This window comes from Amycolatopsis sp. NPDC051716, assembly GCF_040681595.1.
GTDB lineage: Bacteria > Actinomycetota > Actinomycetes > Mycobacteriales > Pseudonocardiaceae > Amycolatopsis.
The window spans coordinates 74,547-89,723 of the sequence record NZ_JBFAZA010000014.1; the positions used below are offsets into that span (position 1 = coordinate 74,547).

Annotated in this window: 16 protein-coding genes; 8 read left to right on the forward strand and 8 right to left on the reverse strand. The window is 70.5% G+C overall.

Annotation, left to right across the window (positions count from 1 at the left end):
• Positions 1-66 precede the first annotated feature (66 nt).
• Genes AB0M30_RS20720 through AB0M30_RS20735 form a run of 4 tightly spaced genes read left to right on the forward strand, consistent with a single transcriptional unit; the run spans position 67 to position 4,074 of the window.
• Positions 67-1,260: a M20 family metallopeptidase gene (locus tag AB0M30_RS20720; RefSeq protein WP_364585783.1), complete on the forward strand. Its 1,194-nt coding sequence runs from the start codon at positions 67-69 to the stop codon at positions 1,258-1,260.
• Between the two features lie 5 nt (positions 1,261-1,265).
• Positions 1,266-1,463: a hypothetical protein gene (locus AB0M30_RS20725; RefSeq protein ID WP_103339614.1), complete on the forward strand. Its 198-nt coding sequence runs from the start codon at positions 1,266-1,268 to the stop codon at positions 1,461-1,463.
• Positions 1,460-2,875 carry a sodium:solute symporter family protein gene (locus tag AB0M30_RS20730; RefSeq protein ID WP_364585784.1) on the forward strand — a complete coding sequence of 472 codons (1,416 nt, stop codon included), beginning with the start codon at positions 1,460-1,462 and terminating at the stop codon, positions 2,873-2,875. Before AB0M30_RS20725 ends, AB0M30_RS20730 begins: the two co-directional genes overlap by 4 nt.
• Positions 2,872-4,074: an amidohydrolase family protein gene (locus AB0M30_RS20735; protein ID WP_364585785.1), complete on the forward strand. Its 1,203-nt coding sequence runs from the start codon at positions 2,872-2,874 to the stop codon at positions 4,072-4,074. Before AB0M30_RS20730 ends, AB0M30_RS20735 begins: the two co-directional genes overlap by 4 nt.
• A gap of 56 nt (positions 4,075-4,130) precedes the next feature.
• Here AB0M30_RS20735 and AB0M30_RS20740 read toward each other — a convergent pair whose 3' ends face one another.
• A complete protein-coding gene (locus AB0M30_RS20740) occupies positions 4,131-4,928 on the reverse strand; it encodes an alpha/beta hydrolase (RefSeq protein WP_364585786.1) in 798 nt (265 codons plus the stop codon).
• Between the two features lie 43 nt (positions 4,929-4,971).
• Between AB0M30_RS20740 and AB0M30_RS20745 the strand changes: the two genes are divergently transcribed.
• Positions 4,972-5,358 carry a RidA family protein gene (locus AB0M30_RS20745; protein WP_364585787.1) on the forward strand — a complete coding sequence of 129 codons (387 nt, stop codon included), beginning with the start codon at positions 4,972-4,974 and terminating at the stop codon, positions 5,356-5,358.
• On the opposite strand, the gene AB0M30_RS20750 is transcribed toward AB0M30_RS20745, so the two are convergent.
• Positions 5,355-6,512 carry a steroid 3-ketoacyl-CoA thiolase gene (locus AB0M30_RS20750; protein ID WP_364585789.1) on the reverse strand — a complete coding sequence of 386 codons (1,158 nt, stop codon included), beginning with the start codon at positions 6,510-6,512 and terminating at the stop codon, positions 5,355-5,357. The genes AB0M30_RS20745 and AB0M30_RS20750 overlap by 4 nt on opposite strands.
• Before the next feature lie 231 nt (positions 6,513-6,743).
• Between AB0M30_RS20750 and AB0M30_RS20755 the strand changes: the two genes are divergently transcribed.
• On the forward strand, positions 6,744-7,970 hold the full coding sequence (locus AB0M30_RS20755) for a cytochrome P450 (protein ID WP_364585791.1): 1,227 nt from the start codon (positions 6,744-6,746) through the stop codon (positions 7,968-7,970).
• Here the strand turns inward: AB0M30_RS20755 and AB0M30_RS20760 are convergent.
• Positions 7,942-8,523: a dienelactone hydrolase family protein gene (locus AB0M30_RS20760; protein ID WP_364585793.1), complete on the reverse strand. Its 582-nt coding sequence runs from the start codon at positions 8,521-8,523 to the stop codon at positions 7,942-7,944. The genes AB0M30_RS20755 and AB0M30_RS20760 overlap by 29 nt on opposite strands.
• 35 nt (positions 8,524-8,558) lie before the next feature.
• Between AB0M30_RS20760 and AB0M30_RS20765 the strand changes: the two genes are divergently transcribed.
• Both AB0M30_RS20765 and AB0M30_RS20770 read left to right on the forward strand, forming a co-directional pair.
• A complete protein-coding gene (locus AB0M30_RS20765; RefSeq protein ID WP_364585795.1) occupies positions 8,559-9,350 on the forward strand; it encodes a transglutaminase family protein in 792 nt (263 codons plus the stop codon).
• A 49-nt stretch (positions 9,351-9,399) separates the two neighbouring features.
• Complete coding sequence (locus AB0M30_RS20770; RefSeq protein WP_364585797.1) at positions 9,400-10,419, forward strand: YhjD/YihY/BrkB family envelope integrity protein; 1,020 nt, start codon at positions 9,400-9,402, stop codon at positions 10,417-10,419.
• Here the strand turns inward: AB0M30_RS20770 and AB0M30_RS20775 are convergent, their stop codons facing one another.
• The 5 genes from AB0M30_RS20775 to AB0M30_RS20795 form a co-directional block, all read right to left on the reverse strand.
• Positions 10,420-11,583 carry a thiolase domain-containing protein gene (locus AB0M30_RS20775; protein ID WP_364585799.1) on the reverse strand — a complete coding sequence of 388 codons (1,164 nt, stop codon included), beginning with the start codon at positions 11,581-11,583 and terminating at the stop codon, positions 10,420-10,422. It lies immediately after the preceding gene.
• On the reverse strand, positions 11,580-12,593 hold the full coding sequence (locus AB0M30_RS20780; protein ID WP_364585801.1) for a thiolase domain-containing protein: 1,014 nt from the start codon (positions 12,591-12,593) through the stop codon (positions 11,580-11,582). Before AB0M30_RS20780 ends, AB0M30_RS20775 begins: the two co-directional genes overlap by 4 nt.
• 7 nt (positions 12,594-12,600) lie before the next feature.
• Positions 12,601-13,578 (reverse strand): OB-fold domain-containing protein, encoded by a 978-nt coding sequence (locus AB0M30_RS20785; RefSeq protein ID WP_364585803.1) that lies wholly within the window; start codon positions 13,576-13,578, stop codon positions 12,601-12,603.
• 117 nt (positions 13,579-13,695) lie between these two features.
• Positions 13,696-14,274: a hypothetical protein gene (locus AB0M30_RS20790; RefSeq protein WP_364585805.1), complete on the reverse strand. Its 579-nt coding sequence runs from the start codon at positions 14,272-14,274 to the stop codon at positions 13,696-13,698.
• 78 nt (positions 14,275-14,352) lie between these two features.
• A complete protein-coding gene (locus AB0M30_RS20795; protein ID WP_364585807.1) occupies positions 14,353-15,141 on the reverse strand; it encodes a crotonase/enoyl-CoA hydratase family protein in 789 nt (262 codons plus the stop codon).
• Positions 15,142-15,177: the final 36 nt, after the last annotated feature.

Here is a 15,177-nt window from a genome sequence, read left to right on the forward strand (position 1 = left end):
GCCCTCGAAACGGTGGTTTCGGCGATTTTCCCCGGCTATTGTGCTCGACACTCGCATGATCGGCGCATGACCCTGCGCTCCGACGCCGCCGCCATGCTCGCCGACCTGCAGACCCTGCGCCGCGACCTGCACCGCATCCCCGAGATCGGTCTGCACCTCCCGCGCACCCAGGACCGGGTGCTCGCCGCCCTCGACGGCCTGCCGCTCGAAATCACCCTCGGCAAGAACCTGTCGTCGATCACCGCGGTCCTCCGCGGGACGAAACCCGGCGGCACCGTGCTCCTGCGCGGCGACATGGACGCGCTCCCGGTCACCGAGGCCAGCGGCGAGGAGTTCACCTCGACCCTCGACGGCGCCATGCACGCCTGCGGCCACGACCTCCACACCGCGGGCCTGGCCGGCGCGGCCCGCCTGCTCGCCGCCCGCCGGCAAGACCTCCCCGGTGACGTCGTCTTCATGTTCCAGCCCGGCGAAGAGGGCTGGGACGGCGCCGGCCACATGATCGACGAAGGCGTGCTGACGGCGTCCGGCAGGCCCGTCGACGCCGCCTACGGCCTGCACGTTTCGGCCGCGAGCTACGCGAAGGGCCAGTTCACCGCCCGCCCGGGCACGCTGATGGCGGCCTCCGGCGCCCTCGAGGTCCGGGTGAAGGGCGACGGCGGCCACGGCTCGTCCCCGCACGACGCCCGCGACCCCATCCCGGCGGCCTGCGAGATGGTGACCGCCCTGCAGACGATGGTCACGCGCACCTTCGACGTCTTCGACCCGGTCGTCATCACCGTCGGCTCGTTCCACGCCGGCACCCGGCGCAACATCATCCCGGACGACGCGGTGTTCGAAGCGACGCTGCGGTCGTTCTCGCCGGAAGTTGCGGCCCGCGTGGGCGAGCGCGCGGAGCAGGTCTGCCGCGGCATCGCCCAAGCGCACGGTCTCGACATCGAAGTCACCTTCGAACCGGAGTACCCCGCGACGGTCAACGACGCCGACGCCTACGCCTTCGTGGCCGGCACGATCCGTGACGTCTTCGGCGAGGAGCGCTTCACCGAGATGGCCGATCCGATCACCGGTTCGGAGGACTTTTCCCGGGTCCTGGAACGGGTTCCGGGTGCGTACCTCTTCCTCGGCGCGTGCCCGGGCGACCCGGCGAGCGCGCCGGACAACCACTCTCCGCGGGCCCGCTTCGACGACAGCGTGCTCGGCGACGGCGCCGCGCTGCTGGCCGAACTCGCCGTCCGCCGGCTCGCGCTCCTGGCCGGGTGACGCCGGTGCGCAGCTACCACTGGCCGCCGCTGCTGCCGGTCGTCGCCCTGGTCCTGATGCCGTTCCTGCCGTTCGTCAACACCACCGGGCTCTGGCTCGGGCTGCCGCGGATGATCGTGTGGGGCGCGTTCTGGTGCCTGATGTTCACCCCGGCGCTGCTGCTCTCGGAACGCCTGATGCGCGCGGGGGAGGACGGCGAATGATCCTCGCCTTCACCCTCGTGGGCATCGTGCTGATCGGCGTGCTCGGTTTCGTCGGGCGGCGCAAACCCGTCGCCGACCTGGCCGAATGGACCGTCGGCGGCCGCCGCTTCGGCGCCATGACGATGTGGTTCCTCCAGGCCGGGGAGGTGTTCACCACCTTCACCTTCCTCGGCATGGCCGGCCTCGCCTTCTCCGGCGGCGTCGCCGCGATGTACGCGCTGCCGTACGTCCCGATCGCCTACGTCGTGCTGTTCTTCCTCGCGAAACGCCTGTGGACGCTGGGGAAGGAGCGCGGGTACCTCACCCAGGGCGACTTCCTCGAGGACCGCTACCGCAGCCGGACGCTCGGGACGCTGTCCGCGGTGCTCGGCGTCGTGTTCGTGCTGCCCTACCTGCAGCTGCAGATCACCGGGCTCGGGCTGATCGTCCGGCTGGTCACCGGCGACACCGCATCCGGGACGCTGAGCATGGTCGCCGGCAGCGTGCTGGTGGTCGCGTTCGTGCTGTGGGCCGGCTTGCGCGGCGTCGCGGCGACGTCCTACTTCAAGGACGGGATCATGCTCGTCGCGCTGGTGGTGCTGATCATCGCGGTGCCGACGCACTTCGCGGGCGGGATTCCCGCGGTGTTCCACAAGATCGAGCAGCTGCACCCGGAGAAGCTGATCGTCCATAGTGGATCGAACGATCACGTCTGGTTCGTGACGAGCATGCTGGTCAGCGCGATCGGCGTCGGGCTGATGACGCTGCCGCACTCGTGGCCGGCGCTGATGTCCGCGCGCGACCCGAAGGTGCTGCGGCGCAACTACGCCTGGATGCCGGTGTACGAGCTGTGCCTGCTGCTGCCGATGGTGATCGGGTTCGCGGCGATCATCGTGGTACCCAAAGGGAGTGACCCGAACGGAGTATTGCTGACGCTCTCGAAGGACGCCTTGCCCGGCTGGGTGACGGGGATCGTCGTGGTCGCCGCGACGGCCACCGCGATGGTCCCGGCGGCCGGGATCCTGATCGGCATCTCGTCGCTGGTGGCGCGCAACATCGTCCGCGTCCGCAGTGGCCGCCGGCAGTTCTGGATCAACCACGGCACGGTTGTGGTCGCGAGTACTCTTGCCCTCGTGCTCGGGATCTTCCGGCCGGACCTGCTGGCCAACCTGCTGCTGCTGACCTATTCGGGGTCGGTCCAGCTGGCGCCGGCCAACCTGCTGGGGTTCCTGCGGCGCGTGCCGGTCGGCAAGGTCCCGGTGCTGACCGGCCTGGTCGCCGGCGAGCTCGTGGTCCTCTGGCTGACCTTTGTGGACACCCATCTCGTCGGCACGGTCAACGTCGGCTTGGTCGGGCTCGGCGCGAACGTCGTCGTGCTCGCGCTGGCCGCGGTGGTGGTGCCGCGACGGACTTCTCTCGTGGAGGCGGCGTGACGCGCACGGTGTTCACCGGCGGCTCGGTGTTCGACGGCACCGGCGCGGACCCGGCACCGGCCGACGTCGTCGTCGAGCACGGCCGGATCGTCGACGTCGGCACGGACCTGGACGGCGACGAGGGCGTCGACTGCACCGGCACGGTGCTGCTGCCCGGGCTGTTCGACTGCCACGTGCACGTGACGATCTCGGACATCGGGCTGCTGTCCCGGGTGCAGAAGCCGTTCTCCTACCAGTTCTACGAAGCCGCGCGGAACCTGTGGGCGACCCTCGGGCTGGGGATCACGACGGTCCGCGACGCGGCGGGCGCGGACCTCGGCATCAAGGAGGCGGTGGACGACGGCCTGATCCCCGGCCCGCGGCTGCAGATCTCGATCGGCCTGATCAGCCCGACCGGCGGCCACGGCGACGCGTGGAACCCCTCGGGGCTGTGCGTCCCGCTGATGGTCCCGCACCCGGGCCGGCCGGAGACCACGGTCGACGGGCCCGACGAGATGCGCCGGGTGGCCCGGACGCTGCTGCGCGCGGGCGCCGACGTGCTCAAGGTGTGCACGACCGGCGGCGTGCTCTCCCCGCGCGACGACCCGCGGCATTCGCAGTTCACGCCGGAGGAGCTGGACGTCCTGGTGACGGAGGCGGCGATGCAGGGCCGCCCGGTGATGGCGCACGCCCAGGGCGCGGCGGGCATCAAGAACGCCGTCCGCGCGGGCGCGCGGTCGATCGAGCACGGGATCTACCTCGACGACGAAGCGATCGAGCTGATGCTCGGCCACGGAACCTGGCTGGTGCCGACGCTGATCGCCCCGGTCAACGTGGTCCGCGCGGCCGACGCGGGCGTCGACCTCCCGGCGGCGGTGGTGGCGAAGGCGCGTGAAGTGGTGGAGGCGCACCGGGACTCGGTCCGCCGCGCGTACGCGGCGGGCGTCCGGATCGCGATGGGCACCGACAGCGGCGTAGGACCGCACGGCACGAACCTCGAGGAGCTGGCCCTGATGGCGGCGTGCGGGATGACCCCGGCCGACGTCCTGGAGGCGACGACGTCATCGTCGGCCCGCTTGATGGGCCTGGACGGCGAGCTGGGCCGGCTGGCGCCGGGCCTGCGGGCGGACGTCGTGGTGGTGGCCGGGAACCCGTACGACTTCCCGGCGCTGGCGTCGAACATCCGGGAGGTCTGGAAGGACGGCATCCGGGTCGTCTGACCCCGTGTCGTCCTCCCGGACACGCGTGTCGACCGCCCGGACACGCGTGTCGTCCGTCAGGACTCCGGGCTCAGCAGGTCCTTCAGCGCCGCGGCGAACTTCGCCGGGTTCCGCTGCGGCGCCAGGTGTGACCCCGGCAGCTCGGTAAACGGCAAGCCCAGCTCCAAAGCCAGGATCTTCGCCGGCTGGTAGTGGTACCGGCCCCGGCTGCCCTCGCCCGCCACCGGGAGGATCTCCGTGGTCGCCTTCCGCAGCGCCCGCAGATCCGGCAGGTAGTCGAAGAACTCCGTCAGCTCGCGGTCGAACAGCCGGATCCACTCGGCTTCGTGGGGGAGGCGCAGGTTCGGCAGGTTCGGCAGGGCCGCGCCCGCGATCGCGTCCGCGAAGCGCGTCACCGCGGCCATCAGCTCACCCGAACGGGCCAGCCGGACCTGTTCCGCCGCCGCTTCGAGCCAGCCGCCCGCGTCCGGCATCAGGTGGACCGCCGGGGGTTCGTGCGCGACCAGCGTCGCCACGCGGTCCGGGTGGCGGGCGACGAGGTCGAGGCCGATCAGGGCGCCCGCGCTGGAGCCGAACACCCGGGCCGGGCCGTCGGCTGCGTGGTCCAGGACGGCGAGGGCGTCGTCCGCCTGCAGGGAAACCGGGACCGGGCCGGTCGTCGTGTCCGTGCTGCCGAAGTGGCCGCGGCGGTCGTAGGTGATCACGGTGTACGCCGCGTACAGCTGCTTCGCCAGCGCGCGGTAGGCCTCGCCCGATCCGGTGCCGCCCGCGATCAGCAGCAGTGCCGGGCCCTCGCCGCCGCGGCGGACGAGGAGCTCACCGTCCTCCACCGGGCAACGGCTTTCCGAGATCATGCATCGAAGTGAAGCACAAGGGCCGCAAGCTAATGTGCGCGGTATGACGGAACGGCGAGCGATCCTCAGCGGGTCCGCTTTCGAGGAACAGATCGGTTACGCCCGCGCCGTGGTGCACGGCGACCGCGTGTATGTCTCGGGCACGACCGGCTTCGACTACGCGGTCATGACCATCTCCGACGACGTCGTCGAGCAGGCCGCCCAGTGCCTGCGGAACATCGAAGCGGCGCTGGCCGAGGCGGGCTGCACGTTCGCGGACGTGGTCCGCGTCCGGTACCTGCTGCCTTCCCGCGCGGACTTCGAGCCGTGCTGGCCGGTGCTGCGCAAGGCGTTCGCGGACGTCCGCCCGGCCGCGACGATGCTGGAGTGCGGCCTGGCGGACCCGCGCATGAAGATCGAGATCGAGGTGGACGCCCACCTGCCGGGCTAGAGCCGTTCGATGATCGACGCGGTGGCCAGCGCGCCGCCCGCGCACATCGTCACCAGCGCCGTCGACGCGTCCCGGCGCTCCAGCTCGTGCAACGCCGTCGTCAGCAGCCGGGCTCCGGTGCTGCCCACCGGGTGGCCGAGGGCGATGGCGCCGCCGTTGACGTTGACCCGGGACGGATCCGGCGAAACCACCTGCTGCCAGGACAACGCGACCGACGCGAAGGCCTCGTTCACCTCGAACAGGTCCACGTCACCCACGGTCATCCCGGCGCGGGACAGCACCCGTTCCGTGGCGCGGATCGGGCCGTCCAGGTGGTAGTACGGCTCGGCGCCGACCAGCGCCTGCGCGACGATCCGGGCCCGCGGACGCAGCCCCAGCTCCGCGGCGCGGCCGGCGTCCAGCAGGAGCAGGGCGGCCGCGCCGTCGGAGATCTGGGACGACGTGCCCGCGGTGTGGATGCCGTCCTCGACCACCGGCTTGAGCCGGGCGAGGCCGTCCACCGTCGTCTCGCGCAGGCCCTGGTCGCGGGCGACCAAGCGCGTTTCCCCGGTCAGTGCCCCGTCGGCGGAGAGGACCGGGGCCTTCACCGGCACCACCTCGCGGTCGAAGTGGCCCGCCGCCCAGGCGGCCGCCGCCTTCTGCTGGGACGCCGCGCCGAACGCGTCGACGTCCTCGCGTGTCAGCCCGCGGCGGACCGCGATCCGCTCCGCCGCGCCGTACTGGTTGGGCAGGTCGATCGACCACGACGACGGCCGCGGTGAAGCGCCGGCCCGGTTCGTGCCCAGCGGCACCCGGCTCATCGCCTCGACCCCGCACGCGACACCGGCCTCGATGGCACCCGCCGCGATCAGGCCGGCGACGAGGTGGGTGGCCTGCTGCGCCGAGCCGCACTGGGCATCGATCGTCGTCGCGCCCGCCGTCTCGGGCAGGCCCGCGTGCAGCCAGGCCGTGCGCGTGACGTTGTTCGACTGCTCGCCGGCCTGCGTGACGCAGCCGCCGATGAGCTGTTCGACGAGGGCCGGGTCGATCCCGGCGCGGTCCAGCAGGGCGAGCTGCGCGGCGCCCAGCAGCTCGGCCGCGTGCAGGCCGGCCAGCAGCCCGTTCCGCTTGCCGATCGGGGTTCGCACGGCTTCGACGATGACCGGCACGCCCATGTCGTCCCTTCCGTCGGGAAACACTGTTCACTACCGCCAAAACTAGAACGAGTTATCGTTTTGTGCAAGTCCGCGCAGGCGCGACCCCTTCTTGATCTTCACCAGGTGAGCGCACGCTCACCTGGCATCATCGGTTAAGTAAACGGGTTTCACTTACGGTCTTCCGTTGGTTAACGCCGTATGCTTCAATCCAACTTAGAACGTGTTCCAAGACGAACCGTGGGAGGCAACGTGGCCGCTCCGCTCATCCCCGCCGGGTTCGACTTCACCGATCCCGATCTCTTGGCGGAGCGACTACCCGTCGCCGAGTTCGCCGAACTCCGGCGAACCGCCCCGGTGTGGTGGAACCCCCAGAAGCACAACACCGCGGGCTTCCGCGACGACGGTTACTGGGTCGTCTCGCGGCATGCGGACGTCAAGGAGGTCTCGCGCGACAGCACGCTCTACTCGTCGCGGGAGAAGACCGCCATCATCCGCTTCGACGAGAACATGACCGAGGACAACCTCGAAGCGAACCGCCTGGTGCTGCTCAACATGGACGCCCCGCAGCACACCAAGCTGCGGCGGATCGTGTCGAAGGGCTTCACCCCGCGCTCCATCTCGAAGCTCGAGGACACGCTGCGGGATCGCGCCGAACGGATCGTTTCCGAGGCGAAGAAGAAGGGGACGGGCGACTTCGTCACCGACGTCGCCTGCGAGCTGCCGCTGCAGGCGATCGCCGAGCTGATCGGCATCCCGCAGGAGGACCGGCTGAAGATCTTCGACTGGTCCAACCAGATGGTCGCCTACGACGACCCCGAGTACGAGGTCGCGCCCCTGGAGGCGTCCACCCAGCTCATCGGCTACGCCTGGAACATGGCCGAGGACCGTCGCAAGTGCCCGATGGACGACATCGTCACGAAGCTGATCCAGGCCGACGTCGACGGCGAAGAGCTCGGCTCCGACGAGTTCGGCTTCTTCGTGATCCTGCTCGCCGTCGCCGGCAACGAGACGACGCGCAACTCCATCACCCACGGCATGAAGGCCCTCCTGGACCACCCGGACCAGTGGGAGATCTTCAAGGACCAGCGGCCGAAGACCGCGCCCGACGAGATCGTCCGCTGGGCCACCCCGGTGATCGCCTTCCAGCGCACCGCCACCCGGGACACCGAGCTCGGCGGCGCGCACATCCGCCAGGGCGACCGCGTCGGCATGTTCTACAGCTCCGCCAACTTCGACCACGAGGTCTTCGACGAGCCGGAGAAGTTCGACGTCCTCCGCGAGGACAACCCGCACGTCGGGTTCGGCGGCACCGGATCGCACTACTGCATCGGCGCGAACCTGGCGCGGCTGCAGATCGACCTGATCTTCAACGCGATCGCCGACGTGATGCCGAACATCACCGAGGCGGCACCCCCGGTCCGGCTGCGGTCGAGCTGGCTGAACGGCATCAAGCACTACCCCGTGCACTACGGCTGAGGAACGCGGCGACGCGTTCCCAGGTGAGTTCGGCCCCGGCCACATCGTGGTCGGGGCCGTCCGCGTCGGTGTAGAAGTGGCCGAGGCCGGGGTAGGTGTACACCCGGGTCTCGGCGCCCGACCGCGCCGCGGCTTCACGCCAGGCCGCGACCTGCGCCGGCGGTGCGATCGGGTCGGGATCGGCGACGTGGACCTGCACCGGCAGGCCCGCGCGGTGCCCGGCGGGCAGCGCTCCCACCGCGTGCAGCAGCACGACACCGGCGGTGCCGGGCCGGTGCGGCAGCACGGTCTCGACGACCCCCGCCCCCATCGACACACCCACGAGCACGGTTTCCCCGGGCAGGTCGTGCACCGCATCACGGGCTCGCCGGGTGATGGCCTCCCAGCCGACGGCATCCTTCACGGCGAAGCCCTCCTCGAGGGTCGCCGCCATGCGGCCGGCGTAGAGGTCCGGGGTGGTGACGCGGTGTCCGGCGGCCCGCAGCCGGTCGGCGAAACCGAGTTCGACGGGCCGTAGCCCCAGCACTGAGTGGAACACCACGATGTCGCTCACGCGGCGATTCTGCCAGGGGATGCCATGATGGGACGATGCCTTCGCGAGCGACCGTGGACGTCGAGTTCGCCATCCGTGTCACCCAGCCCGGGCCCGCGGCGATCTCGGTCTCCGCGGCGCACGCCGACACCGAGGAACTCCGCGTGTCCTGGCACGGGGACAGCCGGTCCGTCGAGTTCCCGCACGGCACCCGGGCCGAGGTCTTCGACCTGCCCACCGGCGAGCACCAGGTCACCTACCACGCCGAGCGCGTGCTCACCGACGCCGAACCCGAGCCCGTCACACTCGCCGACCTCGTCGTGTTCACCCGGCCGAGCCGGTACTGCCCGTCCGATCGCGTCGCCGGGCTCGTGCCGCCGGAGCTGCTCGGGATCGAAAACCCCGGGAAACAGGTCGAAGCCCTCGTCCGGCACGTCCACGAGCGACTGTCCTATGTGGTCGGTTCGAGCCGGCCCGCCGACGATGCGATCGACACCCTGCTCGCCGGCGAAGGCGTCTGCCGGGACTTCGCGCACGTCTGCATCACCCTGTGCCGGTTCCTCGACATCCCCGCCCGCTACGTCGGCGTCTACGCGCCCGGGCTCGCGCCGATGGACTTCCACGCCGTCTTCGAAGCCGCGGTCGACGGGCACTGGTACGTCTTCGACGCCACCCGGCTCGCGCCGCGGCAGACCATGCTGCGGATCTCCACCGGCCGCGACGCCGCCGACACCGCCTTCCTCGCCACGCTCGGCGGCGAGCTCGACTTCCTGGGCAGCACCATCTTCGCGACGACGGACACCGCGCTGCCCGTCGACGACGGATCCGGATTGGTCGTTCTGGGCTGATCCGCGTGTTGCCTGCGCGAAGACGGCCGCGGCTGGGTAGACAGTCTTCGTGAAGAGTTCCCCCAAGGCGCCGAGCCCCTGGGCCCGGGCGCGCGCCCGGTACCGGTGGCTGGACCACATCGCCCGCGCGACCAACCGCTACATCGATTCCGGCGGCTACCACTACGTCGCCTCGATCACCTACTTCAGCCTGCTGTCGCTGGTGCCGCTGCTGATGGTCGCCTCGTCGGTCGCCGGGTTCGTGCTGGCCACCCAGCCGGGCCTGCTCGACACGCTGGTGCACGCGATCGTCAGCACGCTGCCCGGCGGGCTCGGCGACAAGGCCACCGAACTGCTCACCGGCTTCGTCGAGCAGCGGACCAGCGTCGGGGTGGTCGGCCTGGCCATCGGCCTCTACTCCGGCTGGAACTGGATGAACGCGCTGCGGGACTCGCTGACGGCGCTGTGGGGGCAGAACCGGTCGGACCAGTCGCTGCCGCGGCTGATCCTCGGGGACCTGCTCGCGCTGCTCGGCCTGACTGCGGCGCTGCTCGTGTCGTTCACGCTCACCATCTCCGGCACCGCCCTCGGCGGCTACCTGCTCCGCCTCGTCGGTCTCGACGACACCAGCTGGGGGCACCAGCTCGTCTCGGCGTCGTCGGTGCCGTTGTCGCTGGTCGCGGACTGGCTGGTGTTCCTCTGGGTGCTCACCCGGCTGCCGCGGCAGAAGGTCGGCGTGCGCAGCGCGGTCCGCGGCGCGGTGGCCCTCGCCGTCGGGTTCGAGGTGCTGAAGCTGCTCGGCGGGTTCTACCTCCGGCTGATCGGCGACTCGCCGACCGGGATCGCGTTCGGCTCGGTCATCGGTCTGATCTTCTTCATCTCGCTGGTGGCGCGGCTGCTCGTGTTCGTCACGGCGTGGACCGCGACGGGCTCGGACGCACCCCCGAAGCCGGTCCAGCCACCGGCGCCGGTGGTGCTGGAGCCGGTGGTCGTGGTGGACCCGCCGATCGCCGTGCCCGCCACGGTCGGCGTGGTCACCGGGGTGCTCGGCACCCTGCTCGCGCTGCGCTGGCGCCGCTCCCGCCGGTGATCAGCTCGGCTTCTCCGACCCCACCAGCCACATCGAGAAGTACTGCGACCCGCCGCCGTAGGCGTGCCCGAGCGCGCGGCGCGCGCCGTCCACCTGGTAGTCCCCGGCCCGGCCCATGACCTGCTTCGCGGCTTCGGAGAACCGCAGCATGCCGGACGCGCCGATCGGGTTGGAAGACAGCACTCCGCCGGACGGGTTGCACGGGAGCCGTCCGCCGATCGCCGTCTCGCCCTTCTCGGTGACCTTCCAGCCCTCGCCTTCGGGGGCGAAACCGAGGTTCTCCAGCCACATCGGCTCGAACCACGAGAACGGCACGTAGATTTCGGCGACGTCCACTTCGGACATCGGGTCGGTGATGCCCGCCTCGGCCCACAGCGCGGCCGCGGCCTCGCGTCCCGCCCGCGGGTTCACCTGGTCGCGGCCGGCGAACGTGGTCGGCTCGGTGCGCATCGCCGTCGCGTGGATCCACGCCGCGCCGCCTTCGACGGCGTCCCCGGCGGCCTCGTCGCCGAGCACCATCGCGCACGCGCCGTCGGACGACGGGCACGTCTCGTCGTAGCGGATCGGGTCCCACAGCATCTGCGACGCCCGCACCGACTCGACGGTGATGTCCGGCTGCCGCAGGTGCGCGAAGGGGTTCAAGGCGCCGTTTCGCCGGTCCTTCGCCGCGACGATGGCCCCCACGTGCTCGGGCGCCCCGGAACGGCGGATGTAGGACCGGACGTGCGGTGCGAAGTAGCCGCCCGCGCCGGCCCCGACCGGCATCTGGAACGGCGGGAGGATCGACAGCCCCCACATCGCGTTCGACTCGGACTGCTTCTCGTAGGCCACGGTGAGCACGCGCCGGTGCACGCCCGACTGGATGAGCGACGCCGCCACCAGCGCCGTCGAACCGCCCACCGACCCGGCGGTGTGCACGCGCAGCAGCGGTTTCCCGTTGGCGCCGAGCGAGTCGGCGAGGAACAGCTCGGGCATCATCACGCCCTCGAACAGGTCCGGGGCCTTGCCGAGCACGACGGCGTCGATGTCGGCCCACTCCACCTGGGCGTCGGTCATCGCGCGGTCGATCGCCTCGCGCAGCAGGCCCGGCATCGAGACGTCCTGCCGCTTGGCGCGGTGGTGCGTCTGGCCGGTGCCGAGCACGGCGGTGAGCTGCTTGGTCATCGGGCCTCCAGCACGGTCACCAGGTTCTGTTGCAGGGCCGGGCCGCTCGTCGCGTGCGCCACGGCCTTGCGGGATTCGCCGCGGTGGATCCGGATCGCGGCTTCGCCGATCCGGGCGAGCCCGGCGGAGAACATCGGGTTCGCGGCCAGCGCCCCGCCGGAGGGGTTGATCTTCACGCCGTCGCCGAGCCCGAGCGCGGTGCGCAGGATGAGCTCTTGGTGGGTGAAGGGGGCGTGCAGCTCGGCGAGGTCGGCGCCGTCGAGGTCCAGGGCCTTTGCCGCGGCTTCGGTGGACGGGCTTCGCGTCAAGTCGCGGGCGCCGAGCACGGGGGAGTCGACGCGGTGCTCGATGCCGGTGATCACCGCCGGATGATCGACGATCTCCCGCGCGCGTTCCACAGTGGACAGGACGATGACGGCGGCCCCATCGGTGATCGGCGCGATGTCGTGCTTGCGCAACGGATCGGCGTAGTACGGCGTGTCGAGGAGTTCCGCGACGTCTTTGCCGGTCCCGCGCGCGGCCACCTCGGCGAGGTCCTTTTCGGACCAGAGCCCGGCCTCCAGGCCCAGCCGCGCCTGGATCCCGGCGATCGAAACCGAGTCCGGCCACAGGGGCGTGACGACGTACGGGTCGAGCTGCAGGGCGAGCACCCGGCGCAGCTGCCCGGCGCTGGACTTGCCGAAGCCGTAGACGAGCGCGGTCTCGACCTCGCCCATCTTGATCTTCAGCCACGCCTCGTACAGCGCCCAGGCGGCGTCCATCTCGACGTGCGACTCGTGGATCGGCGGGAACGCGCCGATCGCGTCGACGGCGGCGATGAAGGAGAACGCGCGGCCGGCCAGGTAGTCCGACGAGCCGGAGCACCAGAACCCGATGTCTTTTTTGGACAGTCCGGTCTGGGCGAAGACCTCGGCGAAGATCGGGACGAGCATCTCCACGCCGTTGGTGGTACCCGCGGTTTCGCGGACGTTGGGGGCCTTCGCGAAGCCCGCGATCGCGACGTCTGGCATCAGGACCTCACAGGTGGTGGGCGAAGGTTTCGTAAGCCGCGTCCGGCTCGCCGGTCGGCTCGAAGTGGCTGATGTTCTCCAGCGACGTCCACCACTGATCGCGCGGCTTCCACGCGGCGCGCACCCGCATCCCCATCTTGACGTCTTCGGCGGCGCAGCCCAGGACGAGGTGGAGGAAGGCGATGTCGGCGCCGTCGAGCAGGATGTAAGCGGCGACGTACGGCGGCTTGATCCGCTGGCCGAGGAACGGGACGTTGACGATGCAGAACGTGGTGACGATGCCGGTGTCGGGCAGCTCGACCTCTTCGGTGGTCGGCACGCCATCTGTCGGGCAGGCCCCGCGCGGCGGGATGTAGACCTTTTCGCAGGCGGGGCACCGCTGGCCGATGAGTTTCCCCTCGGCGAGCCCGCGCAGGTAGGTGCTCTCCTCGGGGGAGGCGGAGTGCGTGTACTTGAGGTGCACCGGAGTGATGACGACGCTGACCGGCGCGCCCTCTTCCCGGTCGGCGACCGGGGGAGCGGGCTCGGTGGGCGTGGTGTCCTCGGCGTCCAGGGGCAGGAAGTAGGCGATGTCGCGGATGTGCCCGACGACCTCGTCGGCCCAGCGCACGCGCACCCGCTGTCCACTGTGGATGTTGCCGGGCTCGCCGGCGTCGACCGCGTGGAGCATGGCGGTGTCCGCGCCGTCGAGCTTCACGAGCGCCCAGGCGAAGGGTCGGCTCAGCGGCTGCCCGTCGAGGGGCTCCGGGCACCACGACCACGAGACGACGGTCCCCTCTTCGGCGACCGGCACGAACTCGCTGAGCTGTTCGGCGGTGACTGGGTCGTACTCGACCGGCGGAACGTGCACCCGGCCATCGCTGCCACGGATGCCCTCGATCCGGCGATCACGCAGCGCGGTGACGAACCGGCCGAGGACGGGCCCGGTCGAGCGGGTGTAGTCGAAGCCGACGTTCAGCGGTGCCGCTAGTGGTGTCTCGGTCACATCGTTGAGTGAAACACGTTCTCGTTCTGGCGGCAAGATACCGCGACAGGCAATCATCGGCCGGAGGAACGTGTTCTAAGTGCGATGGCAGTGGGCCGCGTGTGGTTGCCGGGCGGGTCACAGCAAGTCCCGCAGCTTGACGATCTGCGCGATGTAGACCGCCAGGAGGCAAAGGTCGACGAACAGGATGGGAAGGGTCAAAACGAGCGGTTTCGCGTGCGCCAGGGCGAGGGGGATGGCCACGAAGGCGGGGGCGACCGCGATCAGGATCAAGGGGAGGTGGTAGGGAAGCAGTCGCTGCTTGAGGCGGTACTTGGGATCTCGCTTGACGGCGTGCCAGCCGTGATAACCGGCGTAGGTCGCGAGAAGAGGAGCTTCGATCTGGTTCCGGATGTGCTCGGAAGCCTCCCCGATCTGGGCGTTCTGGAAGGCGATGAGCGTGCCCAGGAGAAGGGAGACGAGCGGGGAGAGCAGGAGCAGAGGGCTGTTCGCCCGTTCGACGCCGAAGCCCAGCACCGCGGAACTCACGGTGACGGAGCAGACCACCATCGACGTTCGGTGGTCCATTTTCTTGAGGATCTCGTCGCGCAGGGTTCTGTACTCGGCGAGAAGGATTTCTGCGGCGAACTTCGCTTCGCCGGTGATCGCCGACAAGTCGGTCGATCCTTCGCGTCCCTGTTCCTCAGGCGAGTCCACTCGGCCTCCTGTCGCAGATCGACGACCTGTTGCCGATGAACTCGCGGCAGGCGCGGGGCTTGTTACGCCTCGGCGCCGTCAGCGACCCTTGAAATCCGGCTTCCGCTTCTCCGAGAACGCCCGCGGCCCCTCCTTGGCGTCCTCCGAAGCGAACACCTCGATCCCGTACTGCGAGTCCAGCTTGAACGCCTCTTCCTCGTGCAACCCCTCGGTGTCCCGCATGGTCCGCAGGATCGCCCGCACCGCCAGAGGCCCGTTCGCGTTCACCAGCGCAGCCAGCTCCAAGGCGCGCGAGAGCGCGGTACCGTCCGGCACCACGTGCCCGATCAAGCCGATGGCCAGCGCCTCCGCCGCGGTCAGGTGACGGCCGGTCAGCAGGATGTCCGCGGCCAGCGTGTACGGGATCTGGCGCGGCAGCCGCACCGCCGATCCGCCCATCGGGAACAGGCCCCAGCGGGCCTCCGACACGCCGAAGCGAGCCGACGCGCCCGCCACCCGGATGTCGGTCCCCTGGAGGATCTCGGTGCCGCCCGCGATGGCCGGGCCCTCGACCGCCGCGATCAGGGGCTTCGTCAGGCGGCGGCCCTTCAAGAGCCCCGGGATGCGCGAAGGGTCGAACTTGCCCGACGCGAACGACTCCGACGGCGAGTTGCGCGACATCGACTTCAGGTCCGCGCCCGCGCAGAACGCGCCGCCCGCGCCGGTCAGGATGCAGCTGCGGATCGAGTCGTCGGAATCGACCCGGTCCCAGGCCTCGACCATGATCGACATCATCTCGCCGGTGATCGCGTTGCGCGCCTCGGGCCGGTTCATCGTGACGACGAGGGTCTGCCCCTCCTGTGTCACCAGCGCGTGCGGTTCACCCACGGAAGACCTCCTGAAGGAGCAGTGCCATTGCCCGGA